The organism is Cellvibrio sp. OA-2007 (assembly GCF_000953825.1).
Classification (GTDB): Bacteria; Pseudomonadota; Gammaproteobacteria; order Pseudomonadales; family Cellvibrionaceae; genus Cellvibrio.
Genome location: NZ_BBUL01000090.1, coordinates 169362 through 194451, shown reverse-complemented (window position 1 = coordinate 194451; position 25090 = coordinate 169362). Strand labels below are relative to the sequence as shown.

The following is a 25090-nucleotide window of genomic DNA, read 5'->3' as shown; positions in this document are numbered from 1 at the left end:
TTAGGGGTTGCAGTGCGGGCAGAGGCTGGGGTCAGCCTCGGGTTCGGCGACTGGATAGGTCTGTTCAAAATGACAATGACCGCAGCGCGCGGTACGCGCTTTAATGCTGTGGGTGGGGCAGCCGCAAGCGCGACAGGGAAGTCCGGGCAGGGCATGGTCTGGCCAAAACCCCGGGGTATCGCACTGCGGGCAGGCAAGTTGCAAGCGCTCGATCAGATTTTCCATCGCCTTTTGGATGTGCTCGCGCCGCTCTGGGCAGTGGTGCGCGCGCAGATCATCGCTAATCACCAGCTCCTGCGCAAATGCCGAGCCGAGTAGGGCGTAGTTACCAAACCAGTCTTTTAGCTGGGTTTCTATTGCATCTAACCCATAAAGCCCCTTGGCGACTCCGGCTGGGCTGCGCAATAACAAGCCTTGATCGGCTGGGGTTTGCTCCACAAATTGATACAGCTCTGCCATGGAATTTAATGGCTGGCGGCGAACACGACTAAAACCATAGTAGTGCCCCACTACCGACCAGCCTGCTTGCCGATTGATACAGGCAATCAGCTCGTGATTGGCGGTGCCAAAACCGTAATGGCTGGGGCTGAAACTGCCTTCGCTGCCCAGCCCAAGGTTGAGGCCGGTAAGCTCACAGGCCAGCTGTGCTTTTTTTAGCGCGCAATCCAATGGGCTCAGTTTGCGCTCAACCTCGCCACTAAAGGTGCCGAGCAAATCTGTGTCGTAATTCTCGGTCAGTAGCAGCGATGCCCCCAACTGGCTTTCCAGCAGGGGCGCCAGTATCTTTTCTTTGCCGTGGCGAGTGAGCAGCGCAAATTGGCTGTTGGAAAAACGGCTTTGCATTAAAAGTAACCTTCGCGTTTTTTCTTTTCCATCGAACCAACTTGATCTTTATCCAGCATGCGCCCTTCGCGTTCACTGGTTTTACTGCGCACCAATTCATCAATAATATCGATGACTTGCGTGGCCTCGCTCAACACGGCACCGGTTTGCGGGTAGCAGCCCAGTGTGCGGCAGCGCAGCGGGCGATGGGCGAGACTGGCGCGTTCGCGCTCGCTTAAAAACGGCAACATGCGTTCGTCATCCAGAATCAAATATTGGCCGCCGTCATCGCTGATCCAGCTCAGGCGTGAGGCAGATAAATACAGGGATACCAACTCGATTTTTTCTTTGTGGATGTACTGCCAAATATCCAACTCAGTCCAGTTGGACAGGGGAAATACTCGCACCGATTCGCCTTTATCGATCTGGCAGTTGTAAATATCCCACAGCTCCGGGCGCTGATTTTTTGGGTCCCAGCCTTGGTGGGCATCGCGCACGGAAAAGACCCGTTCCTTCGCGCGGGATTTCTCTTCATCGCGCCGCGCGCCGCCCAGTGCGGCATCAAAGCGGTATTGTTTCATCGCCTGTTTTAGCGCTTGGGTTTTCATCAAATCGTTGTATTTAACCGAGCCTGAACGAATCGGGTGAATGCCCATCGCGAGGGCTTCTTCGTTGGTGTGAACCAGTATTTTCAGCTGATGTTTGGCGGCCATGGCATCGCGAAAACGCGCCATTTCAGCGAATTCCCAAGTGGTATCCACATGTAACAGCGTGAATGGCACGGGGGCGGGATAAAAGGCTTTGCGCGCTAGGTGCAGCATCACCGTTGAGTCTTTGCCGATCGAATAAAAAAAGCAGGGGTTGTCGAAACTGGCGGCCACTTCGCGGATGATGAAAATGGCTTCGGCTTCAAGTTGCTGCAAGTGTGTCGTTGAATACATAAAGACTCCGCAGGGTCTTGCACCTTGGTCGAGGTGCAAGACAAGAAGGAATTGTAGGGCTGCTTACGCGCTGAACCAGGTTAACAGCTGGTAATACAGGGGGATGCCGACCAAAACATTGAACGGAAAGGTCACACCCAGCGAGGCGAAGATGGAAAGCCCTACGTCGGCCTCTGGGATGGAACCGCGAATTGCGGCGGGGGCGGCTATGTAAGATGCACTCGCCACCAAAGCACCCAGAATCAGGCTGCTACCCTGCGGAAGACCCAGCGCAACACCAATGCTGACGCCAATAAATGCGAGAAACAGCGGGGCGATCAAGGCAAAACCAATCAGGCGCCAGTGTTTGAGCGGGAAGGGGTTGAGGTGTTTGGATACACACAAACCCATCTCCAGCAAGAACAGGGCAAGCAAGGCTTTAAAGGCGCCGAGGAACAGCGGGGTAATCGCGGCGCTGCCTTCCGGTCCGTACCAGTAACCAATCAACAAGCCGCCCGCGAGTAATACTACGCCACGGCTGGTCAGTGCCTCGTGCCAAATGGCGCTGGCTTTGGACGTGCTGCCGGTGACTTTGCGATAAATCATGATCGCCACCACGATGGCCGGTAATTCCAACAGCACTAGGTACAGAGTGGTTTGCGGCGCTATCGCGAGGTTATTGGCTTCGGCAAATGCCAGCGCCACCGCAAAGGTACCGGCGCTGGCCGAGCCATAGTGGGCGGCCAAGCTGGCGCTATCGGCCGGGTTAAGCCCTGCTAACTTGCGCACCAGCGGGTAAACCGCCAGGGGGATCGCAATACCGATCAGAATCACGATTATCACTTCCGGCAATAACTGCCAACTCACCTGCCCGTGTAATGCCAATCCCCCCTTTAAACCAAGGGTCAGCATCAACAAAATGCTCAGGGTGTCATAGGCGGCTTTGGGCACCTGCAGGTCAGATTTGGCAACCCCGGCAAGGGCTCCGAGCAGGAAAAACATAATAACTATATCGGGCATGGCGCTCTCCAGATGGTTGAACTTGTCTGGCGCGCATTGTGGCTGCTTAGAGAAATAGATGATAATTAATGTTTATGTATTTATTAATAGATAATTATCTATATTAGTGTGCGCTACAGGGGTTCCTATGAATATTCGCCATCTCACCTTCCGCCTGCTGCAGGTGTATATCGCCGTGGTACGCACCGGTTCTATCTCTCAGGCGGCGGCGCAATTGCATCTCACCCAGCCCACCGTTTCCCTGCAAATCAAACGCCTGACCGAAGCGATTGGTGATGCTTTGCTGGAGGTGCGCGATGGTCAGTATCGCCCCACCTTTGTGGGCACTGAGTTGTACCACGCCGCGCTGGATGCACTGGGGCGCTTCGAGGATTTCAATAGCTTTTTAAGTGATGCCGCGCAGGGCAGCAAAGGCCACTTCGGTATTGGGGTAGTGACCACCGCGAAATATATTTTGCCGCGTTTGCTCAGCCCCTATGCGCAACAGTATCCCGCAGTGGATGTGACCTTGAATATCGGCAACCGCAGCAGTGTATTGCAGCGTTTTGAAAACCAGTTGGATGATTTGTATTTATTTAGCCATCCACCTACCGGCGAACATGTGATTAGTGGGCGCTTCCTCAAAAATCCCTTGGTGCTTATTGCACCCATTCACCATTGGGCCGCACAACAACAGCAAGTAGATTTTGCAGAATTAGTGAATGAGCGTTTTTTAATGCGCGAACCGGGTAGCGCTACCCGCATGATGTTTGAAAATTGGCTGCGCGAAAATAATTTGCAGTTGCATAAGACCCTGCAAATCGAAAGTAACGAAGTGATTCGGATGAGTGTGGAAACGGGTTTGGGTTTAGCTGTTATTTCGGAACACACGCTGGCGCAGACCAATGCGCAAGTGGCGATTATTAATGTGCGGGATTTTCCGCTCACCAGCCATTGGTATTTGGTGCGTCATGGCGACCGGCGTTTGCCGGTCGCCGCACATAATTTTATTGAGTTTATGAACGCGCAGTTGGGCGATTGGGTGGAAGAAAAATATATTCGCAACGAACTGTCAGTTTTACTCAATGCTCTTTAATGTGTCTGCAGTCGTGATAGCCGTATCGACTGTTACTATGAGTGGGAAATGATCTGAAGGGTAGAGATTGTTATAAATAGTGGTGTCGATTTGATGACTGTGCACTTTCATCGATTTTTTTACAAAAATGAAATCAATTTTATTATCCGGCTCTTTATTTTCGCCAAAACCATTAAAGGTTTTGTTGCCGCCCGTTGCCGGAGTGGATGAGGTTTTTTCGGCATCGGCGAGGGTTGCGGTGATGATGTCGTAGCTCGGTGCGGGCGCGGTAAAATTAAAATCGCCAGTGACCACAACGGGGGCTGCAGCGTCGAGTTTAGCAATTTCATTGATTAATAATTTAGCGCCTTCCTGCCGTGCTACTTCACCTTCGTTATCCAAATGAATATTAAATACATATAAAAACTGTTTGGATTGCGCATCGAGTAACTTGGCGATGCTGAGTGTGCGGCGATAGGTTGCATCCCAACCGCGCGATGGTTGCAGTGGCGTTTGCGATAGCCAGAGTGTTTGTTGCCCCTGCAGTGACAAGCGTGAAGTGCGAAATAAAATAGCCGTTGTTTCGCCTTTGTCCCTGCCGTCGTCGCGGCCTACACCCATCCAGGAGTAGTCATCCAGCATTTCTACCAAGTCTTCAATTTGATTGAGTTCCGCTTCCTGCAACCCGATGACATCCGGGTTATGCATTTTGATCAAATGCCCCACCAGATATTTACGTTTTTTCCAATTGTTAATGTTGTCTGGTGCTTCACAAGAGCCGCAGCGAATGTTGTAGCTCATCACACTGAGTTGAGTGGTTTGCGCCCAGGCACTGGTAGCGAAAATCAATAAAGCCAAGCTGTATAAAATCTGTTTCATCATGTGTGCTCCGGTTTTTCTGTTTGGCAATTCCAGCAGGTTTCAAACGCTGCATCGTTCGGTTCGTTGCAGTGCGTGCAAGTCCAGTCTGGCGCGTTAGCGGCGCTGAGTGCGTGAGTAATAATTTCTATTGCGCGATCATAGTCAGCGTCGTCTATCACCCATAATTCCGGCCAGCTATCAAACGGCGAAATTTCACCAATCGCACCGGAAGCAAATTCGTTTTTCCACACCACACGAATCCCGGCTTGTTCAAGGATGTTGTGTGCATTTGCCACCAGAAAACGGTTTTCGTGGGTGTAGATGAGTTTCATGCTAAGCGCGCCTTTTATTTGTTGTGTTGTGTTTGCTCAAGCAATTCTGCTCGTTCGCGCTCTAACTCTTGCCGTAACTCTTCTTCAGATGGCAGTATCAATTTATAGCGGCTGGCAAATAGTTGCTCACTTCCGTTGAGGACTGAATAGCGCACTACAGATGAGTCTTTTTGTGAACATAGAATAATACCCACCGTAGGGTTGTCATCTTCACCCCGTTTTAAGTCATCGTACATTCGTACATACATATCCATTTGGCCAATATCCTGATGGCTTAGCTCTCCGGTTTTTAAGTCGAACAATACGAAGCATTTGAGTAGATAGTTGTAAAAAACCAAATCGATGTAAAAGTCTTTGTTGTCTGTGCTAATCCGCTGTTGGCGGGCGACGAACGCAAAGCCGCTGCCAAGTTCCAGCAAAAAGCTTTGTAGTTTGTTCATTAGCCCTTGCTCTAAATCACTCTCTAGTAGGCGCCCAGCGTCTGGTAACCCCAGAAATTCTAATATCACTGGGTCGCGCACAAACTCTCTTGGTGTTTTGTTCAGCGGCTCGGTTAAGTTTGCTGCTTCAAGTGCAACGGCTGACTGATCTTGGCTGGTTAGTAATCGCTCGTAGTAGAGCGTGGAAATTTGGCGCTCAAGTGCACGTGAACTCCAATTTTGGCGGATACTTTCTTCTATGTACCATTCGCGGGCAGACGAACTTTCAACTTTGAGTAAGGTGCGGTAATGCGTCCAGCTTAATTCGGTACGCACTGCGTTCCAAATCGGAAAAGTAAGATAAAAGGCTCGCATGTGGCGCAAATTTCGGGAATCAAAACCTTTACCAAACTCCTGCGTCAATCGCTGCGCTAAATCCGTAAGTAGTTGCTTGCCATATTCTGCTCGCGCTTGTCCGTTTTGTTCAAACTCAACGATGTGATGACCTATTTCCCAGCAAGTGCGAATCTGCACAGTGTCAACTGCGCGCAGTGCTTGCCGACGCGCATCGATAATCAACTGGCGTAAATTCCCCAGCAAATTATTAAGATCATGAACGTCTTTGGTCATTTTCTCCCTCGTTGAAAAATGTTGACTTAGTGATGCCTTATCGAATGTGCATGTTGAGTTAAGGATTGTTGAGGCTCACACCCTTCATTTCATTCATCGCATTGCTGCGGGTTTCTATCAGTTCATCGCCTTGTTGGTCGATGAACAATACCGCGAGATTATTGTCGTTTGCGACTTTTAAGCCTTCGCTGCTGCCCAAGCATAGCAGTGCGGTAGACCAGCCGTCGGCAATGGTGGGGTTTTCGTGCAGTATGGCCGTAGAAACTGTGTTGTGTTCGACAGGTTTGCCGCTGCGTGCATCGAGAATATGGCTGTAGCGTTTGCCGTTGCTGTCAAAGTAGTGGCGATAAGTGCCCGATGCCATGAGCGACATAGGTGCGCCCGAATCAAAGCTGACGATTTTATGCATCTTGCGCTCGTTCGGCAGTGGTTTTTCCAGTGCGATTTTCCACGGCTCGCCATTCGGTTTTTTGCCGCTGATTTTTAACTCGCCGCCAATCTCTACCAGGTATTGTTGTACGCCAAATTGCGCAAGCACTTTGACAATTTGGCCCACCGCATAACCTTGGCCAATTGAAGATACGTCGATACGCAAATTTGGAATTTGTTTGCGCAAGTGTGTTGCATCGATAGTCTCAACATTATCCAAACCGATGACTGCCATAGTCTGGGCAAGATCGGCATCACTCGGTGGGCTGAATTCATCTTTTTTAAAGCCCCACAAATCAAACAAGGGCTTGATGGTGAGATCGTAACAACCATTGCTGGCACGATGAATTTTTCGCGCTTCTTCCAGTAGTGCGACTAGTTCGGCATCAACCTCATAAATATCGGTGGTCTGTTGAGCGTTAAAGGCTTCAATCATTGAATCATCGCGATAATTGGAGAGCGATTTATCGATGCGCGCAAATTCAGCTTCTACCGCTTGTTCAACGGTCGTTAGGGGGGGGCTGGAGTCCTGCGGCAATACAAAACTGAGGTTGTAGGTGGTGCCCTGTGCGAAGCCGGAAATCTTGCTGATCTCTGGGCTTTTACTACAAGCACTGTTCAGGAGCGCTAGTAGCATCAGTGTTATTGCAATAATTGAATGAGTGCGAAACGGGTTAAACCTATGGTTTAGTGAGGTGAGCATGAGTAATTCCTGTGACGGTAAAAATGGTAAATCAAACAGTGGCCGGCATTATAGCGGCATAATTCCTGCTGGTTTGCTTATTAACCTTGGTGAAAGGCGCGCCGTTTGATTTGCTGACTATACTTTGAAAATCTATTCAGCCTTCAAGTCTGCGGAATATCCATGTTTCAACTGTTGTCCCGATTGTGTAACCCCCTTTCTTTAAGCCCGTTAGGGCGAGTGAGATTGTTGGGGTGGATCTTACCTCCTGCATTGTTGATTGCTTTGCTTGCGCTGTCTGAATTGGCAGTGAGAGCCGAGTTTCAATCAGATCGTCAGACGCGCTTGCTGGCGATAAATCAAGATCTGGCCAGTTTGGCCAGTCTTCTTACCTATGAACTGCATGCCGCGCAGTATTTTACCCTCGGTTTAAAAGCCTACTTGGAAACAAACGACGGTCATGTGGATGAAAAAGCCTTGGCGCCTTGGCTGACTGAGTTGCAAGAGCGCGGGGCACATATCCGCAATATTGCGCTGGCGCCCGATAATCGTATTTCCTATATCTATCCGCTAGAGGGCAACGAGGCGGCATTGGGGCTCTATTATCCCGATGTGCCCGCGCAGTGGCCGGGCGTAAAAGCGGTAATAGAAACTCGCCAACCGAAACTTATCGGCCCTTTCCAATTGCGTCAGGGCGGACTCGGGTTGGTTTATCGCGAGGCTATTTTTTTACATGAAAATCAATATTGGGGGGTAGTGAGTACGGCGATTAACGCAGATAGTTTGTTTGCTGCGCTGCTGGAACGAGCAGGCCGCAATGGAATGAGCATTAATATTTATGACCGTGAACAGGCGCAATGGTTGATGGGGAACGATGGCGTTTCCGGTGATTTACAAGAGGTGATTGCGATTCCGGTGGTGGGGCGGCAATGGGATCTGGTGGCGGGTGCCGACATGATGCAGATGCCATTGCGCTTGACTCTTGTGCGTTGGGGTGGGTGGTTGTTGGCTTTGTTCAGCGCCTATTTATTGCTGCAATTTATTCGCTCATTAAGTGCGCGTATGCAGGCCAACCGCGCACTGGAAGACAGCCAAAAACGGTTTAAGCGCGTGTTTTCTGCATCGCCCCAAGCCATGGCATTAATAGAAAACGATGCTCTGTGGCTGGAAGTGAACCCCAGTTTTTGTGCGCTACTGGGTTTGCAACCCGATGAGTTGCAAGGCAAAAAAATTGTGGATTTATTTGATTCGGCCGAGCAAGAGCGTGTGCTGGCTGCGATGCAGGAGATTGATAATAGCTTTGTGATTAATAACGCCCACTTTAAGCAATTTGAAGCACATTTGGCATCACCCGTTACCGATAACCTAATGGGTTTGGTGAGTTTGGGTATTTGTTATCGCACCGCGAAAAAAACCCATTGGACACTGCAAATTATTGATATCAGTGAGCGCATCCGGTTGGATAACTTAAAGCGGGATTTTGTTTCAATGGTCAGCCATGAATTGCGCACACCACTGACTTCAATTTTGGGCGGTTTAAAATTGTTGGCGAGTGGCAGCTTTTCTGAGTTCGATGAAAACGCAACAAAAATTATTAATATTGCTCTGCAAAACGGCGAGCGTTTATCGCTTTTGATAAATGATTTGTTGGATATGGAAAAACTGGTCGCCGGCAAGATGCAATTTCAATTGCAAGAACACAATTTGGTGGCACTGTTAAAACAATCATTGGAATCAATTGAGCCCTATGCTGCAGAGTATCAAGTGCGTTTGGTTTTCGATGCACCTGAGAAGGAGCTACGAGTTAAGGTGGATGATTCTCGTCTGCTGCAAGTAGTGGCGAACCTGTTGTCTAATGCGGTGAAATTTTCTCCACCTAATGCTGAGGTCAGCTTGAGTATCGAGGTGGTTAATACTCAAGTAAAAGTCATTGTTTGCGATCAGGGTGAGGGTATTGCACCGGCGGATCAGAGTAAGTTATTCAAACGTTTTTCTCAGGTCGATTCATCATCTACCCGTAAAAAAGGAGGAACAGGTCTTGGTTTGGCGATCAGCAAGGAACTGATCGAAATGATGGAGGGAAGCATCGGCTATCAACCAGCACCGGGCGGCGGCGCTTGTTTCTATTTTGAATTGACACTGGTTGATGAGCCGAACAAAGATATAGCCAGTGGCGAGGTTGGAGGCGTGCAGCGCGAATAATTATTCGCGCTCTGTTTCACCGCCAAAAGCAGCCAGTAAGGCAGTAATAAAGTTTTTTAACTCCATCGCCATAATGGCAAAGTCTGCGTCGAACTGTTCCGCTTTGCTTTCCGGATTGCGCTCGTTGGCTTTATCGCTAATCACATCTTCAAACTTTACGCGTTTAACGGCGACTTGATCGTCGATGATGCAGCTGATCGACTCTTTCCAAACCAGACCAATTTTGCTGACGTGCATACCGCTTTCTAAATGGTTGCGGATTTCGCTTGCGGTTAAGTCCTGTTTTTTGCAGCGAATTATACGGCCATCTTTCGCCGCTTGTAATTCCACTTCTTCGCCCAATTCAAACTGGTGTGGCGCTTGGCTTTCGCGCAGCCAATGAGTCATCACTTGGGTGGGAATATTCTTGGGTGCTATAGGTAAACAGCGCAAACTGCCAATCGCCTCGCGCAATTTGCTCAGCAAATCTTCCGCGCGTTTGGCGGAGGATGAATTCACCACAATTAAATTTTCTTGCGGTGCGATATAGGCATAATCCAGCGATGAGCGGGTAAACGCTTTTGGCAGTAGGGAAAAGATAATCTCGTCTTTTAAGGTGTCGCGCTCTTTGCGGCTGACCGAGCGCGCTTCGGCATCGCTAATGGCGAGAATTTTTTCTTCCAGTTGTTCTTTGATCACGCCGCCGGGCAGAATTTTTTCCTGCTTCTTGGCGCAAATCATAATGTAGCCATTGGTTACATGAATATATTCACTGCCGTGGCGGCCCAGCGGAAATTCAAAACCATAACGCATAGGGTCGAGGCTGCCGCAGGGGTTAAAACAAAACTCGGCCAGCTTTTCATTTAATTCTTCAGCGGAAAGAGTCCACTGCTCGGTCAGGCGATACAAACGTAAATTTTTAAACCACATGGAAAATCCAACAACAGAATAGGTTTTTATTTAGGAGGAGGTGCATATCTGGATAGCTGCGATGAAGCATGGGTTCGGTGTGATCTTTGAGACCGTATGCGGCATGGATGCCGCATCCGAGCCCCCAGGGATGGGTTTACGGCGAGTCGAAAAAGGTCACACCGAAACCCATGCTGGTGGTTATTTCAAACTGAAAATTAACCAACAATATCAATCAACTCAACATCAAAAATCAGCGTCGAGAAAGGTGCAATGCTGGCACCGGCGCCGCGCTCACCGTAGGCGAGGTTGTGCGGAACATACAAACGCCACTTGGAACCCACTGGCATCAGTTGCAATGCTTCAGTCCAGCCTGCGATTACGCCATTCACTGGGAAATCAATTGGCTGACCGCGATTTACCGAGCTATCAAACACGGTGCCGTCAATCAGAGTGCCGTGGTAATGGGTTTTGACTTTGGATGTCGCGCTTGGAACAGCACCAGTACCCTGAGTGATGACTTCGTATTGCAAGCCAGATGCAGTCACAGTGATGCCGGCTTTTTTCGCATTTTCAGCCAGGAAGGTTTCGCCTGCACCCGCCAGTGCCTTGTGCTTTTCAGCTTCTTTGGCTTGCATTTGAGTATTGATCACTTCAAATGCATTTTGCATTTCTTCATTGCTGTAAGGCATGGCCACGCCATTCAGCGCATCCATAACACCCTGCGCAACGGCAGCAGCAGAAACGCCATCAAACGGATTGCTTGCCAATTGATCGCCCATTTGGCGGCCAATGCCGTAGCTTACGAGTTCTTCAACAGTCTTGTATTGGTTAGACATAAATCAACTTCCAATCGATAAAATGGCCGCGCAGTCTAGCAGATCAAGCGCACTATGCCTCGGGCTTTTGTTCTGCTTGGGGTTCAGTGCCGGCATCGGGTACGTTGACTTCGCGGATAAAAATCTCCCAAAAGGCGATAAACAGAGCCGCCACCAATGGGCCAATCACAAAGCCATTAATGCCAAATAAGCCAAGGCCGCCAAGGGTGGATAGCAGCACAATGTAGTCGGGCAGCTTGGTGTCGCGCCCCACTAAAATCGGGCGCAGAATATTGTCGATCAGACCAATTACACCCATGCCAACCCCAACCAGAATCATGCCTTTGATATTGTCGCCTGCGGCAAATAGGTAGATGGCAACCGGCGCCCAGACAATCGCTGGGCCAACGGCCGGTATCAGTGACATCACCGCCATCACCACTCCCCACAACAGCGCACCGGGAATTCCCAGTGCCCAAAAGACCAGACCGCCGAGTGAGCCTTGCACAATCGCAATCACCATATTGCCCTTGATGGTAGCGCGGGTGACTTCACCAAATTTCGCAAACAACATGCGCTCCCGAGTGTCGCCGAGCGGCAGTGCGCGGATTAATAATTCCATCAGGTAATTGCCATCGCGCAGCAGGAAAAACGTCAGGTACAGCATCAGGCAGATATTCAGCAGCAACTTGAAAGTGTTCTGTCCAATACTTAGGGCATGCTGTGCAATCCACTTACCGCCGCTCATGCTTACACTTAGCACGCCTTCTTTTATTTTGGCAAAGTCGATACCAAAGCGCTCCAGCGTTTGCTGTACTGCCGGGAAGGCGGTGCGCACCTGATCCAGATACTGGGCGGGATTGACCTCGCCCGATTCGAGTTTTCCATAGTAGGCCGCACCCTCGGATACAACCGAACTAATTAATAGCGTGACGGGCAATACCACCACCAGTATGCATGTGGTTAAGGTCAGCAGGGCGCTGACAGTGCTGCGCCCGTTGAGGTACTTAAGCAGCCGCGTTTGCATAGGGTAAAAAATAATGGTGATGGCGCAGGCCCAAAAAATCGTCCCGAAGAAAGGCTTTAATATCATTAAAAACCCAACGGTGATAATTAACAAAAATAGTAAAAACGTGCGTGTTTCCAATTTTTCTTGCATGGCGCTAATCCTTAAAGAAACTGTGCGGATGTTATCGCGCTGACTATACGGGAGCAGGAGTGGAGTGTCACCACCAGGGATTGAACCAGGCTATTGGGCAGAATGGCCGCTTTTCTTCTATGCTTCGTGGATGTTTATTGTTGCAGATGAGCCTTTATGCCTATGCTCAGGTTTGATTGTCGGTTGTTCGCATTGCGCGCCAGAATGCCGCTGCGGTGCGTTGTATTTGCCTTTATTTTGTTGTTGGCAACCTTGGCCAAGGCAGAGCAAGTGCATATTCCAGTGAAAGTGCAGGGCACTGCACTGGAGCAGCCAAGTGATTACTTTACGACTTTATTAGTGATGGCACTGAATGCCAGCAAAGCTGATAACGAAGTGATTGATATAGTTTTTTCCCCGCGTGATTACTCGCAAGCGCGCTGGATCAATATGCTGGAAAACGACAGCAGTGATTTTGTGATCTGGACCATGACTGATAAAGAGCGCGAGCAACAGTTGCGCCCTATACGCATCCCCTTATTTAAAGGCCTGTTTGGCTACCGAGTGCTGTTAATTCGCAAACACGAGCAGGCACGGTTTGATCACATAAAAAATCCGAAACACCTAACGAAATTTCTTGGCGGGCAGGGTACTCACTGGCCGGATACGTTAATTTTGCAAGCGAATGGTTTGCGTTTGACTACCGCCGAGACAACCGAATCGCTGTTTCGGATGATCAATGCCCGCCGCTTTGATTATTTTCCGCGCGGTGTATCTGAAGCCTGGTTTGAATTGCTGCAGCGCAAAGAGACGCGCCTGGAAGTAGAAGACAACTTGCTCATCTACTATCCCTCGGCGATTTACTTTTTTGTGAATAAAAACAATGAAGCGCTTGCGCAGCGCATCGAAAAGGGTATGGAATTACTGATCGATAACGGTAAATTTGACCAGTTTTTTTACAATCATCCAAGAGTCAGCTCGGGACTGGAACGATTAAAAAACCGTCGGATTATCACACTAAAAAATCCGTATTTACCGGCTGAAACACCGGTTGATAATCCCCGTTATTGGATTGATTTGTCGAAGTTGGTAAGCGAACAGTAAATCATTTTGGTATGGGCGTGAGCCGATTAAATTATCTATTCGGCTCACCAGATGAGCCGAATAGATTAGTGGAATTGCATCAATGCTGCCCCTTCTCCGTTGGATTGGCACAACTTGATTCACTGGTCTTATCGCAGCCGCCGCAGCCACCGCAAGCGGCGGATTTTTTAGCGGAGGGGAACAGCCAGCGGCGCACTAAAAAGTACACTGCGGCGATGACACATAAACCAACAATCACTTCTTGCCACGGGATTTGCTGCCACATAGTGCTTCCCCCCAGTTTCCAATTAGCCTACCAGTGCGCTGGCGATCTGGTACGTCGCCCAAGCGGCAAAGTAGGCGAGTGCAAATAAATAGATGGTGAAAAATGCGGTCGCTTTGGCCGAGTTGGTTTCGCGTTTTACAACGGCGATGGTGGATATACATTGCGGTGCATAAACAAACCAGGCGAGGTAAGCGTAAGCCACAGGTAGCGACCAGCTTGCCGCTAGCGCGGAGCCGAGTGCGACATCAATCGATTCTTCGCCCACGGCGTAAACGGTTGCCAAGGCGCTCACCGCTACTTCGCGCGCACCCATCGCAGGAATCAGCGCAATACACATCTGCCAGTTAAAACCGAGTGGTGCAAATAGCGGCTGCATCAAGTGGCCGAGCTGGCCGGCGAAACTGTATTCAATCGCCGGCTGGGTCGCATTTGCTGGGGCGCCGGGGAAGCTTGCCAAAAACCAGAGCACAATCGAGAGCGCGAGAATGATGGTGCCTACCCGGCGAATAAAAATCCACGCGCGTTCACGCAAGCCCAACAATAGGTGATACGCCATTGGCCAGCGATAAGTAGGTAATTCGAGCAGCAGTGGATACTCTTCGCGGCCACTGGCGCGGCGGCGCATCAGCCAGGCGATCAGCGCAGCGCTGGCGACACCGGCAAAATAAAGTGCAAACAGGGTCAGGCCTTGCAAGTTAAAAATCCCCCAGGCTGCTTGCTCAGGAATAAACGCGGCGATGATCAATGCGTACACCGGCAGGCGCGCGGAGCAGGTCATTAGCGGCGCGACCATGATGGTGATAAAACGCTCGCGCGGGTCGGCGATGGTACGGGTCGCCATAATGCCCGGTACAGCGCAGGCAAAACTGGACAGCAGCGGGATAAATGAGCGACCTGACAAACCCAGCCCGCGCATAGGGCGGTCGAGCAAAAAAGCCGCGCGGGTGAGGTAGCCGGTATCTTCCAGCACCAGAATAAAAAAGAACAAGATGATAATTTGCGGCAGAAAAACCAATACACCGCCAACACCAGCAATCATTCCTTCAACGATAAAATCCTTGAGTATGCCATCGGGCAAGAAGGTGGCGACCAGCTCGCCAAGGCCACTGAAGCCGGCGTCGATTAAATCCACCACTGGCGATGCCCAAGCAAATACCGCTTGAAAGATCACCAACAAAATACTGAATAACACCACTAAACCCAGCAGTGGGTGCATTACCAGCGAGTCGAGGCGATCCTGCCAGCGCGGTAAATGCGCCGGTTGAATCACATGTTGACTGATGATGCTTTCGATCTCGGCGTAGAGCGCTTCTACTGATTCCTGACGGTCGCTCAGAGTGAGCGTTTGCTCGCCTTCGGGCATTGCTGGCTGCTGGGCATAGTCATCTAACACTTTGCGCAGATCGGCTACGCCCTGGCTGTTGACCGCGACAGTTTCGATAATCGGCATGCCGATGGCTTTGGCTAAGGCCGCAGTATTGATGCTGATGCCGCGGCGTTTGGCTTCATCCATTTGGTTCAGCGCAAGAATGATGGGGCGATTGAGGCTTTTAAGCTCCATCACCAAACGCAAGCCCAAACGCAGATTGCAAGCGTCGATTACGGCGATCAACAAATCCGGGCGGCGCTCACCGGCCAGTTGGCCGAGAATCACATCGCGCGCGACTTGTTCGTCGGGCGAGGTGACAAAAAGGCTGTAGGTGCCGGGTAAATCGAGCAGCTCGGCGGGTTGTGTTAAGCCAGTCACCATACCGGAGCGGCGTTCAACGGTCACACCTGGGTAGTTGGCAACTTTGGCGCGGGCGCCGGTTAGGCGATTAAATAAGGAGGTCTTGCCGCAATTGGGGTTGCCAATCAGCGCGAAACGAATAGGGGTGGACATTATTGCTACCTGAAAAAGGCCTGGTTAGTTATTAAATGGCTAGGCTTGAATCAGCTCAACACAGATTTTGGCGGCTTCTGCGCGGCGCAAGGCAAACTTGGTGCCGTTGACCTGCACCGCGAGCGGGTCTGAACCCAACAGCCCAAAGCCGATTACCTTTAGCGGAGCCCCCGGTAAAAAGCCCAGTTCCTTTAAGCGCAGGCCGACACGCTCATCTTGTGCGCCAAATAACGGCTGTTCAATCAACCCTGTTACTCGCACCGTTGCCCCTTTGCGACATTGATCAAGGCGAAGTGTAAGAGGGTGCGTATTGGCAAACACGGCAGTATTCATAGGTAAGCACATCGCGAATGTAAATGAGAGTGATTATTAGGAAGGATACTGTATTTACCCCTAAGCCGCAATTTTCACTGGGTGCTTTTGTGTACTTTGTGTGCATTGATCAAGAGCTCAATCACTATACGGATCGGTCATGATTCGAGTGGCGACAGCTAATAACGCGGAACTGGTGCATTAGAAGGCTGTCACCTTATAAGCGTTTAGGCCATAATCCCGCAGCTCTGTTAGTTATTAACAGGAATTGCCATAAAAAGTCGCCAACTAAAAAGGTATTGCTATGAGTGATGACTATCAACCGCGCAAAAATTCATCGATCACTATGATTGTTATCGTAGTGCTGGCCTTGATTGCTGTTGCGGCTGCCTTCTTCTTTTTACGTAATGATGCACCGGTTGCATCACAAACAGTCAGTACGCCGGTAGCTGTAGCGCCACAAGTTGCCGCCGTGGCCACTAGTTCAGCAGCGCCACTGGTTGAATATGTTCCTCCGCAGCCCGTTGTTGAAGTTGAACCCTTGCCTGCGTTAAGCGACAGCGACAGCAGTATTTTGGCTGCGCTGCAACAGTTGCGCGGCGAAGGACTGGTAAATTTATTGGTGCCGCAAGAAGTGCTGCGCAAATTTGTATTGGCAGTAAACAATGTTGCCGAGGGCAAGGTGATTCACGAATATCGCCCGGTGGTATCGCCACCACTCCCGTTTATCTCGGAAACCTTCTCGGTAACGATTGAAGGGGCGGCGGTAGATCAGGAGCGCGTTTCTCCCAATAATTTTCAGCGCTACGAGCCATATGTAACCACACTGGCATTGATTGATAGCGACGCAGCAGTCGCGGTGTATCGCCGCTTTTATCCGTTGTTGGAAGAGGCCTTTCGTGAATTGGGTTTAAAGAAACCCAACTTCCACAGCGTGATGGTTGCCGCTATCGATAACATTTTGGCCGCACCCGATGCGCAGGGCGATTTGTTGTTAGTGCGCCCGAAAGTGTTTTATCAATATGCCGATCCTGCACTGGAAGCAATGCCACAAACCCATAAGTTGATGTTGCGTATGGGCCCCGAAAATGCGCGCAGTGTTAAGGCAAGTCTGCGCCAATTGCGGGCGCGCATCGTTAATTAGTGATACATAGGTGTGCGCCACTCATTGGCGTCATTCAGCCATCAAAGCCGCCTCCGTGCGGCTTTTTTATTGCCCCCAGTTTAATGTGTGTATTTTGGTAATCTTTTTGACTGGCGGAAAAACTTTTTTATTCTGTCGCTTTTTTCATCATTTCAATTCAATTCGTTGATTTCAATTAAGTTTTTCTAAAAACACAGCAAATTTAGGCGCATTAATCGACTTTACCTTGCCTTACAAAGTTGTTGACAACGTTGTCTGGTGGGGATAGTGTTAATCCATCGACAACGTTGTCTTGTGTCATCAGTTGTTGAAAAGTTAATTCATTATTAATACACACAAATTGCCAAGTCACGGGAGAATAACCATGCGTAACAAGTTAAGTGATGCGATCAAGCTGGCCAATAAGAGTGCACTGATGCTCGGTTCGGTAGCCGCTGTCGCCATGATGGGTTTTGCAGTTACTGCTAATGCACAAGATGCAGGCGCAGCGCCAGAAGAGGTGATTGTTACTGGTATTCGCGGTGCGTTGAAAAACGCTGTTGATATCAAGCGTAACTCCACTGCGGTAGTAGATGCTGTATCGGCAGAAGATGTGGGCAAGTTCCCTGACTCTGATATCGGCGAGTCACTTGGCCGTATTCCTGGTGTAACGGTTGGTCGTGCATTTGGTCAGGGTGCTTCAGTATCTATTCGTGGTGCTGCACCACAAATGACATTGACTCAATTGAATGGTCAAAACGTTGCTTCTACCGGTTGGTACGACCAACAAGCTATCGACCGCAGTTTTAACTATTCGCTGCTGCCTTCGCAATTGATTAACGGTATGGATGTGTACAAGTCATCCAGAGCCGACCTGAATGAAGGTGGTATTGGTGGTACTGTTATTGTAAAAACTCGCAAGCCATTGGATACAGACGCCAACACCGTGTATGTAGGTGTTAAAGCGCGTACTGGTACTATCAGTGATGATGTGTCTCCAGAGGTTTCCGGCTTGTACAGCTGGAAAAATGATTCAGAATCTTTCGGTATTCTGGTTGCTGGTGCAACTGAAAATTTCGACTACGTACGTCGTGGTACCGAAGCAGATTACCGTTGGTGGGATGACGTTTCTCCAACTACTTTCATTCAAGAGCGTGAGCGTAGTGCACTGGATGTGACTGCACAGTGGGCGCCAACTGACAACTTAACTTTTGGTTTGCACGCGCTGTCGTTAGATCTGAAAGCAAATAACACCAACACCAGTACTTACCTGTTTACCGGTTTGGATAAGTCTGCCAGCAATTACACTTGTTCTGAAACCAATGCTGCTGGCGTGTGCGTTAAGAGTACTACCAAAACTGCAAAACGTGGCAACTTGGCTGTGGGTTGGGCAAGCGGTGCGTTGGGAACTGAGACTTTCAACCAAACTTGGGGTCGTATTGCGAGCATGAGCTCAGACACCCTCGATTTTGATGTTGAGTACGCGACCGATGAGTTTAAGGTGACTGCGCGTGCGGGTAACACCAAAGCCGAAGGCGGTACTGATCTGACCACCAACTTCTCGCATTTTGCCAGTTTAGGCGATGACAAAATGGCATTGTGGGCTGGCAGCGTTGATGCATCTGGCAAACAAATCAAAATTAACCCTACCTCTGACCTGAACATGACGCTGGCTAACTATCGCCCAACAGCAGCTCCAGAGAGCTGGGCGATTGGCAAAGGTCCAAACTCTGATGAAGAATCTTACGCGCAAGTAGATTTTGAGTTTGAGCTGGATTTAGGCGCAATCAAATCTTTCAAAACCGGTTTCCGTACTACCGACCACGATGTTGAGAAGTCTTCTCTGCGTGGTGTTACCAAAGCGAATGTTCAACAAGTTAATACCTCTGAGTTCTATAGCGGTACTTTCCAGGTAGGTGCTCACGGTATGACGGCGCCTAAGCCAAACCTGGGTGCAATGGTTGCTAAAACCTTGGCAGATCTGACTGGTTGGAAAGAAGAGCGTTCAGGTTACGCTTTCCTCAACGAACAAAATGACGCGCTGTACGGTATGTTTACCTTCGAAACTGAGGGTGTTAAAGGTGACTTCGGTTTGCGCTATATCAGCAGTGACGTTACGGGCAAGTCATACGCATTGGATGGTACTCCTTTAGCATCTGGCGATCTGGCTCAAAATGCTTATTACAGCAATAACAAAACATCTATCAGCGATGATTACGATGATGTATTGCCAAGCTTGAACGTAATTTTTGATCTGACTGATGATTTGGTGTTGCGTACTACTGCATCACAAGCAATCAGCCGCGCAAACTACAACGATATGTTTACTGCAGTGACTCAGCAGGGGTATCAGGATACTGTGCCTGGCAACGAGCGTGTGACCATTGGTAACGTTGGTCTTAAGCCGATGAAAGCATCTCAGGCAGATCTTAGCCTTGAATACTACTATGGTGACGGCAATATGTTGTCTGCGACTTACTTCGTTAAGTCTGTTAACAACTTCGTAACCAGCGAAATTCAAGTGAACCAATCTATCGGTTTGGTAAGCCCAGATAGCGGTGTAGATAACTGGGAAGTGAACACTCTGAAAAATGCTGGTGGCGGCGAGATCGATGGTATCGAATTGCAATTGAACCACGCATTCGACAACGGCTTTGGTGTGATGCTGAACTACACTTACGTAAATGCTAATGCTCCAATGGAAAGCTATGCTGATCGTTTAGGTGTATTCACTGAATCATCAAAAGACAGTGTGAACCTTGTTGGTTACTGGGAAAACGATGTTTACTCCGCGCGTGCGGCTTACAACTGGCGTTCAGAGTATATGATTCGTGAAACTGGTTACTACGGCAACCGTATGCACGATGACTTTGGTTCTCTTGACTTGAGCTTCGGCTGGAATATTACTGACAGCATTAGCTTGAGCCTGGAAGCAATCAACGTTCTGGAGCAGGATGATGTTCAGTATGGTGCGGCTGAAGCCTATACCTCTGCATATGGTATGAAGGCTCCGTTGTTGGAAGGCTTCCCAGCTTGGTCATTTGAAGGCGAAGCAACCTACATGTTGGGTGTAAGCTTCAAGTACTAATCGCTGAAGTTTTTAGCTGAGTAGTTAAAAAAGCCCAGCTTATGCTGGGCTTTTTTGTTGTAAATATTTGTGGCAGGTGATCCATGAAAATCAAACGCGTAGCAATTGTCGGTGGTGGTACGGCTGGGTGGTTGGCGGCAAATCATCTTGGGGTGGAATTAGCCCGTGACCCTGAAATTGAAATTACGTTAATTGAATCCAAAGACATTCCCATCATTGGTGTTGGCGAAGGTACCGTTCCCCAAATAAAAGCGACATTAAAAAAGTTTGGTATTGCAGAGGTTGATTTGCTTTCCTGCTGCGATGCAACCTTTAAACAAGGTATTAAGTTTGCAAACTGGATGGATGCAGATAAACACGGCCATAATCATTTCTATTACCATCCCTTTAGTTCCCCTTTCCCATCTGGATACGATGTCACCAATTATTGGCTTAACAATACGGCTGATTTTGAGTTTTCCAGATTGTCGGAAATCTATTCAGTGGCAGAGCTGAATCGCTCGCCCAAGCAAAAATCATCGCCACCCTATGTAGGAGCGGTCGATTATGCCTACCATTTTAATGCAGTAAAATTTGCAGATTTATTAGCGAAAAATGCCCGCGAAAAATTTTCTGTCAGGCATATAGTTGAAACTATTGAGCAAGTAAAAATAAAATCAGATGGTAATATCGATGGTTTTGTTTATGCCGATGGAAGAACAGAGTTGTTTGATTTTTTTGTCGATTGCTCTGGTTTCTCATCGTTGTTACTGGGGAAAACGCTAGCGGTTCCGTTGTTAGATAAATCCGCACAAATATTAACAGACGCGGCCTTGGCGCTTCAGGAACCGATTACAGAGACCGATGAGATAAAACCTTACACCTTGGCCACCGCGCATAGTGCGGGTTGGATTTGGGATATCCCGCTCACTCAGCGCCGCGGAATTGGTTTTGTTTACTCATCCCAACACATGAGTGAAAGTGAAGCGGTCGCCAGCTTTTCGAGTTACATGGGGCGCGATCTGCAAAATGCCAATCTGCGAAAAATTCCTATGGCAATTGGCTATAGAGAATCTTTCTGGCTGAAAAACTGCGCTGCATTGGGGCTGGCGCAAGGGTTTGTGGAGCCCTTGGAGGCAACATCAATTTTAGTGACCGATTTTGCGGCATTGCAGTTGGCGCGAAATTTTCCCAAGCTTGCAGATGACATTCCCTTGGTCGCTGAGTACTGCAATAAAGTAATGCGCTACACCTGGGAACGTGTGATTGATTTTGTTCAGCTGCATTATTTGATTTCAGATAGGCGCGACTCTTCTTTCTGGCGAGAGAGCACTGAAAATGGGGTAGTTTCCGATATTTTGAAAGAGCGCTTGGCAATGTGGACTATCGCCCCGCCTAAAAAATCCGACTTTTTTAGCGCGTTTGATATTTTCGGAGTAGAAAATTATTTATTTGTTCTTTACGGCATGAACTATCCAACCCGTCCCGGGGTAATGGCATTGCCAGAAAAAAATAGATCGCAAGAGTTGGTGCGGCAGGTGCAAGAAAAATCTATGCAAATGGGCGATGCTTTATTATCGCATCGCCAATGGCTGACAGAATTAAAAAGGGCGCTTGATTCCCGTTAATTGCCATTATCGGTTTCAAAGTAAAATAACAGACTATCCTTGAGGCTCGCTATGGTTAATGATTCACTCAGTCTGCAAATTCTGCGTATGGGCGACGAGAATAATAAAGTACTTTGTTTTGATAATTTTCTTGTAGCGCCGACACAACTTGTGGAATTTGCCCAGCATGCAACGTTTACGCATTACGCTGCAGCAGTGCAGCGCAAAGGTTACCCTGGTGTGCGCACTCCCGCACCGATAGGTTTGGGCGAGCAAATGAGGGATTATCTGGATCATATAGTTAGAGCTGAATATGAAATTCCAGCAGAGCGAAAAATAAAACCGCTGCAAGACGCCATGTGCATGATGAGGGTGCCTGAAGTAGAGCTGGGGCCGCTGCAGCGAATCCCGCATTTTGATGCGAGCAGCCCATACTTTTTTGCAACACTTCTGTACCTATGTGATGAGCAGCATGGAGGTACAGGATTCTATCGCCATAATCACACGGGTTACGAAGCCATCACTCCTGAGCGTTCAGAGCGGTATCTTGATGTCTCTTACGATGAATTAAATAGTAAGAAATCAGAGCGCCGCTATTTTTCGGAATCCAACGAATTTTTTACAAAGGTTGGTTTTGTGCCTGCTAAATTTAACCGCCTAGTGGTATATCGCGGCAATATATTGCACTCAGCTAATATTCTATCAAGTCTCAGCCTTGATCCTGACCCTCAGGTTGGGCGCTTAACGGCAAATATATTTTTTAGTTATGACGAATAAAATTAATTGTTGTTTTTCTTGCGTAAAATTGTTGTCTGTTTTCACTGTGCACTGGTTTGAAGTTGGCTGCAGTTTTTCTTTTTTTGGTTCTTCACTGGCTGTTTTTTTACATTTGATTGACTGAGTGTAAAAAAGTCAAAAATCTCTTTGACAACGTTGTCCGCAGGGCGTAATCTAAACCTGTCCGATGATGAAAGCCGGGCTTGATAACTCTCCTTGTCAAGCAAGGTATCATGGGGCATGAGTTCTCTAGAGCTGTAGTAGTGGTCTTGTGGTTAGTGTCCTGCGGGGCACTAACCTTTTTTAACACTCTGCTATCATCATGGTTTAATTGAGAGCTCTATCTTGTTCATTGGATGAGTCGAATTCTGAATGTCTGGTTGTTGTCTAAGTAACTGGATATTTGCGCTAAAAATAAAGAGGTAGATCATGGCAAAGATGCCACTCGGCGAACAAACCTTGTATATAGGGATTGATGGCGGCGGTACTAAATGCCGCGCAAGTATCATGACCGCAGATTTGCAAGTGCTGGGTACCGGCGTCGGCGGCCCTGCCAATCCGTTTCAGGGCGTCCAACAAGCAAAAGATTCTATTCGCACCGCTGCTGAGCTGGCGTTGATCGATGCCGGTTTGCCGCCATCAGCAATGGGCGACTTAATCGCTGGTGCTGGTCTTGCCGGCGTTAATGTTCCCAGCCTTTATGAGGTTATGTCAGCTTGGGGGCATCCCTTTAAAGAAATGCATCTCACCACCGATCTTCATATTGCCTGCTTAGGTGCTCACAATCGCGACGAAGGTGCGGTCATGATTTGTGGAACTGGCTCCTGCGGCTATTCTTACGTAGATGATCAATCGCTGTTTATCGGCGGCCATGGTTTCCCTATTGGCGACAAAGGCAGTGGTGCCTGGATGGGGTTGCAAGCCATTCAGGCGATTTTACTTGCGTCCGATGATTTGGGGCCGCAAACCAGTTTAAGTAAATCCATTGGTGATTTTTTGCAGGCTTCCGGTGTGATGATTGTCGATCGCATGTTTGGTGCCAAGCAGGGCGATTACGCCAAATTTGCGATTTTTGTCGTGGATGCCGCCGATGCCGGTGACGCAGTTGCCATCAGTATTGCTAAAGAAGGTGCCGCTTATATGAGTGGCGTTGCGCGCAAGCTCTGGGCAACCAATCCCGGGCGCATGTCGATCATCGGTGGTCTTGCGCCGCGTCTTATTCCCTGGATGGAACCAGAGATGTCTGCCCACCTTTCTCCCGCTTTATATCAACCGGAATTTGGCGCCGTATATTTCGCCAAACAGCGCTTCAAGCTAGTCAATAATAATCAAAGTGTTTTAGCCACTACTATTTAACGCGAGAAATAGATCATGAATAACGAAGCTGTTGCTGTTCACGTGCCGCATACTAATGAAAGAGGTTCTGCGCTACCTTTGGCGATGATTGCAGGGTTGTTTTTTATTTTCGGATTTGTCACTTGGCTGAATGGCTCGCTGATGCCTTATTTGGAAATTGTATTGGCACTGACACCATTTCAAGCTTCATTTATTTTGTTTTCTTTTTATATTGCGGTAACGGTTTTTTCGCTGCCATCTTCTTGGGTTATCCGTAAAGTTGGTTACAAAAATGGTATGGCAATTGGATTAGGAGTGATGGCATCTGCTGCGTTTTTATACATCCCCGCAGCAAAAACCCACTGGTTTGGTTTATTTTTAATTGCTCAATTTATGATGGGTGCCGGGCAGACATTAGTGCAGACAGCGGTAAATCCCTATGTTGTAAAAATGGGGCCGGAAGAGTCTGCTGCGCGTCGCATTAGCTTGATGGGAATCCTCAATAAATCTGCCGGCATTGTTGCTCCCTTGGTATTTACTGCCTTAATTTTAGGGGGCATGACAGGTCATCCAACTACCACTCCTTCGGCTGAAGAAATTGAGCAAATGGCCAATAATCTGGTGATGCCTTACATTTATATGGGGCTGGTGATTGGTATTGTTGCGCTTCTGGTACGTTTGTCTTCGCTACCCGAGCTGGTATCAGAGGAAGATAAAGAGGAAAAATTGCCTCTGCGCGGTGCACTGCAATTTCCAAATTTGGTATTGGGTGTAATTGCATTATTCCTTTATGTTGGTGTTGAAGTTATTGCTGGCGATACCATTGGTGCTTACGGTCGCAGTATTGGTTTTAGCAATTTCTCTATTCTCACCTCTATCACTATGTCCTGTATGGTGTTTGGATACATTTTGGGAATATTGTTAATTCCGCGCGTGATCTCGCAACAAAACATGCTGCTTGTTTCTTCCGTCCTAGGTGTATTTCTTAGCTTGAGTATTGTGTTTGGCAGTAATGAATCAACCTCAATTTCATCACTGTTTGCCTTCCTTGGCGTCCCGTCAATCCCGAATACCATTCTTTGTATTGCCTTGCTTGGTTTGGCAAATGCGATTGTGTGGCCCGCCATTTGGCCCTTGGCATTAAGTGGTGTAGGCAAATACACCGCAACTGGTTCTGCGCTGTTGATTATGGCAATCGCCGGTGGCGCGGTATTGCCCGTAATAATGGGCGCATTGTCAACCGTTATGGATCGCCAAACCGCTTACATAGTGATGACTCCTTGCTACCTGTTTCTTCTCTTTTATGCAGCTAAAGGATACAAACTGCGCAGTTGGAAATAGTTTTTACCTAGGATTTTTCCGCTGGACTGTTCCACACAGATAGCACTATTAGATCAGCTGCG

Annotated in this window: 22 protein-coding genes; 9 read left to right on the top strand and 13 right to left on the bottom strand. The window is 48.6% G+C overall.

Annotated elements, in window-relative coordinates; translation table 11 throughout:
- From AWU77_RS11615 to AWU77_RS11605, 3 genes are all read right to left on the bottom strand, one after another.
- The gene (locus tag AWU77_RS11615) at nt 1–843 is read right to left on the bottom strand and encodes a DUF6671 family protein (protein WP_062063515.1); all 843 of its coding nucleotides are present in this window, start codon (nt 841–843) and stop codon (nt 1–3) included.
- Nucleotides 843–1763, bottom strand: a complete 921-nt coding sequence (gene cysD / locus AWU77_RS11610; protein WP_062063513.1) for a sulfate adenylyltransferase subunit CysD — start codon at nt 1761–1763, stop codon at nt 843–845. Before cysD ends, AWU77_RS11615 begins: the two co-directional genes overlap by 1 nt.
- A gap of 63 nt (nt 1764–1826) precedes the next feature.
- Nucleotides 1827–2762 carry a sodium-dependent bicarbonate transport family permease gene (locus AWU77_RS11605; RefSeq protein WP_062063511.1) on the bottom strand — a complete coding sequence of 312 codons (936 nt, stop codon included), beginning with the start codon at nt 2760–2762 and terminating at the stop codon, nt 1827–1829.
- Between the two features lie 127 nt (nt 2763–2889).
- Between AWU77_RS11605 and AWU77_RS11600 the strand changes: the two genes are divergently transcribed.
- On the top strand, nt 2890–3837 hold the full coding sequence (locus AWU77_RS11600; protein WP_062063509.1) for a LysR family transcriptional regulator: 948 nt from the start codon (nt 2890–2892) through the stop codon (nt 3835–3837).
- Here the strand turns inward: AWU77_RS11600 and AWU77_RS11595 are convergent.
- The 4 genes from AWU77_RS11595 to AWU77_RS11580 are packed head-to-tail and all read right to left on the bottom strand — an operon-like array spanning nt 3820 to nt 7190.
- Nucleotides 3820–4698, bottom strand: a complete 879-nt coding sequence (locus tag AWU77_RS11595; protein WP_084618306.1) for an endonuclease/exonuclease/phosphatase family protein — start codon at nt 4696–4698, stop codon at nt 3820–3822. The two genes, AWU77_RS11600 and AWU77_RS11595, sit on opposite strands and share 18 nt — an antisense overlap.
- Nucleotides 4695–5009 (bottom strand): DUF2007 domain-containing protein, encoded by a 315-nt coding sequence (locus AWU77_RS11590; protein ID WP_062063503.1) that lies wholly within the window; start codon nt 5007–5009, stop codon nt 4695–4697. The genes AWU77_RS11595 and AWU77_RS11590 overlap by 4 nt, the downstream gene beginning before the upstream one ends.
- 14 nt (nt 5010–5023) lie before the next feature.
- On the bottom strand, nt 5024–6058 hold the full coding sequence (locus AWU77_RS11585) for a YhcG family protein (protein WP_062063500.1): 1035 nt from the start codon (nt 6056–6058) through the stop codon (nt 5024–5026).
- 58 nt (nt 6059–6116) lie between these two features.
- Entirely contained in the window at nt 6117–7190 is a 1074-nt protein-coding gene (locus AWU77_RS11580) for an FAD:protein FMN transferase (protein ID WP_193747530.1), read from the bottom strand.
- Between the two features lie 162 nt (nt 7191–7352).
- On the opposite strand from AWU77_RS11580, the gene AWU77_RS11575 reads away from it, so the two are divergent.
- A complete protein-coding gene (locus AWU77_RS11575; protein WP_084618304.1) occupies nt 7353–9371 on the top strand; it encodes an ATP-binding protein in 2019 nt (672 codons plus the stop codon).
- On the opposite strand, the gene rdgC is transcribed toward AWU77_RS11575, so the two are convergent.
- From rdgC to AWU77_RS11560, 3 genes are all read right to left on the bottom strand, one after another.
- Nucleotides 9372–10280, bottom strand: coding sequence for a recombination-associated protein RdgC (gene rdgC, locus AWU77_RS11570; RefSeq protein WP_062063496.1), 909 nt, complete (start codon nt 10278–10280; stop codon nt 9372–9374).
- Nucleotides 10281–10477: 197 nt separating this feature from the next.
- Complete coding sequence (locus AWU77_RS11565; protein ID WP_062063494.1) at nt 10478–11098, bottom strand: FKBP-type peptidyl-prolyl cis-trans isomerase; 621 nt, start codon at nt 11096–11098, stop codon at nt 10478–10480.
- A 52-nt stretch (nt 11099–11150) separates the two neighbouring features.
- A complete protein-coding gene (locus tag AWU77_RS11560; protein WP_062063492.1) occupies nt 11151–12236 on the bottom strand; it encodes an AI-2E family transporter in 1086 nt (361 codons plus the stop codon).
- 204 nt (nt 12237–12440) lie between these two features.
- Between AWU77_RS11560 and AWU77_RS11555 the strand changes: the two genes are divergently transcribed.
- On the top strand, nt 12441–13319 hold the full coding sequence (locus AWU77_RS11555) for an ABC transporter substrate-binding protein (RefSeq protein ID WP_193747529.1): 879 nt from the start codon (nt 12441–12443) through the stop codon (nt 13317–13319).
- Nucleotides 13320–13398: 79 nt separating this feature from the next.
- Here AWU77_RS11555 and AWU77_RS11550 read toward each other — a convergent pair whose 3' ends face one another.
- From AWU77_RS11550 to AWU77_RS11540, 3 genes are read right to left on the bottom strand one after another with little or no spacing between them, the layout of a single operon-like run.
- Nucleotides 13399–13584 (bottom strand): FeoB-associated Cys-rich membrane protein, encoded by a 186-nt coding sequence (locus AWU77_RS11550; RefSeq protein WP_062063487.1) that lies wholly within the window; start codon nt 13582–13584, stop codon nt 13399–13401.
- Between the two features lie 22 nt (nt 13585–13606).
- A complete protein-coding gene (locus AWU77_RS11545; protein ID WP_062063485.1) occupies nt 13607–15466 on the bottom strand; it encodes a ferrous iron transporter B in 1860 nt (619 codons plus the stop codon).
- Nucleotides 15467–15505: 39 nt separating this feature from the next.
- The gene (locus AWU77_RS11540) at nt 15506–15799 is read right to left on the bottom strand and encodes a FeoA family protein (protein WP_062063483.1); all 294 of its coding nucleotides are present in this window, start codon (nt 15797–15799) and stop codon (nt 15506–15508) included.
- Nucleotides 15800–16082: 283 nt separating this feature from the next.
- Between AWU77_RS11540 and AWU77_RS11535 the strand changes: the two genes are divergently transcribed.
- The 6 genes from AWU77_RS11535 (at nt 16083) to nagP (ending at nt 25028) form a co-directional block, all read left to right on the top strand.
- Nucleotides 16083–16922, top strand: a complete 840-nt coding sequence (locus tag AWU77_RS11535) for a DUF3014 domain-containing protein (RefSeq protein ID WP_062063481.1) — start codon at nt 16083–16085, stop codon at nt 16920–16922.
- A gap of 364 nt (nt 16923–17286) precedes the next feature.
- Nucleotides 17287–19989, top strand: coding sequence for a TonB-dependent receptor (locus AWU77_RS11530; protein ID WP_062063479.1), 2703 nt, complete (start codon nt 17287–17289; stop codon nt 19987–19989).
- Between the two features lie 83 nt (nt 19990–20072).
- A complete protein-coding gene (locus AWU77_RS11525; protein ID WP_062063477.1) occupies nt 20073–21596 on the top strand; it encodes a tryptophan halogenase family protein in 1524 nt (507 codons plus the stop codon).
- Between the two features lie 51 nt (nt 21597–21647).
- Nucleotides 21648–22352, top strand: coding sequence for a DUF6445 family protein (locus AWU77_RS11520; RefSeq protein WP_062063475.1), 705 nt, complete (start codon nt 21648–21650; stop codon nt 22350–22352).
- 429 nt (nt 22353–22781) lie between these two features.
- Nucleotides 22782–23708: an N-acetylglucosamine kinase gene (nagK, locus tag AWU77_RS11510; protein ID WP_062063472.1), complete on the top strand. Its 927-nt coding sequence runs from the start codon at nt 22782–22784 to the stop codon at nt 23706–23708.
- Between the two features lie 15 nt (nt 23709–23723).
- Nucleotides 23724–25028, top strand: a complete 1305-nt coding sequence (nagP, locus tag AWU77_RS11505) for an N-acetylglucosamine MFS transporter NagP (protein ID WP_062063470.1) — start codon at nt 23724–23726, stop codon at nt 25026–25028.
- Nucleotides 25029–25090 lie beyond the last annotated feature (62 nt).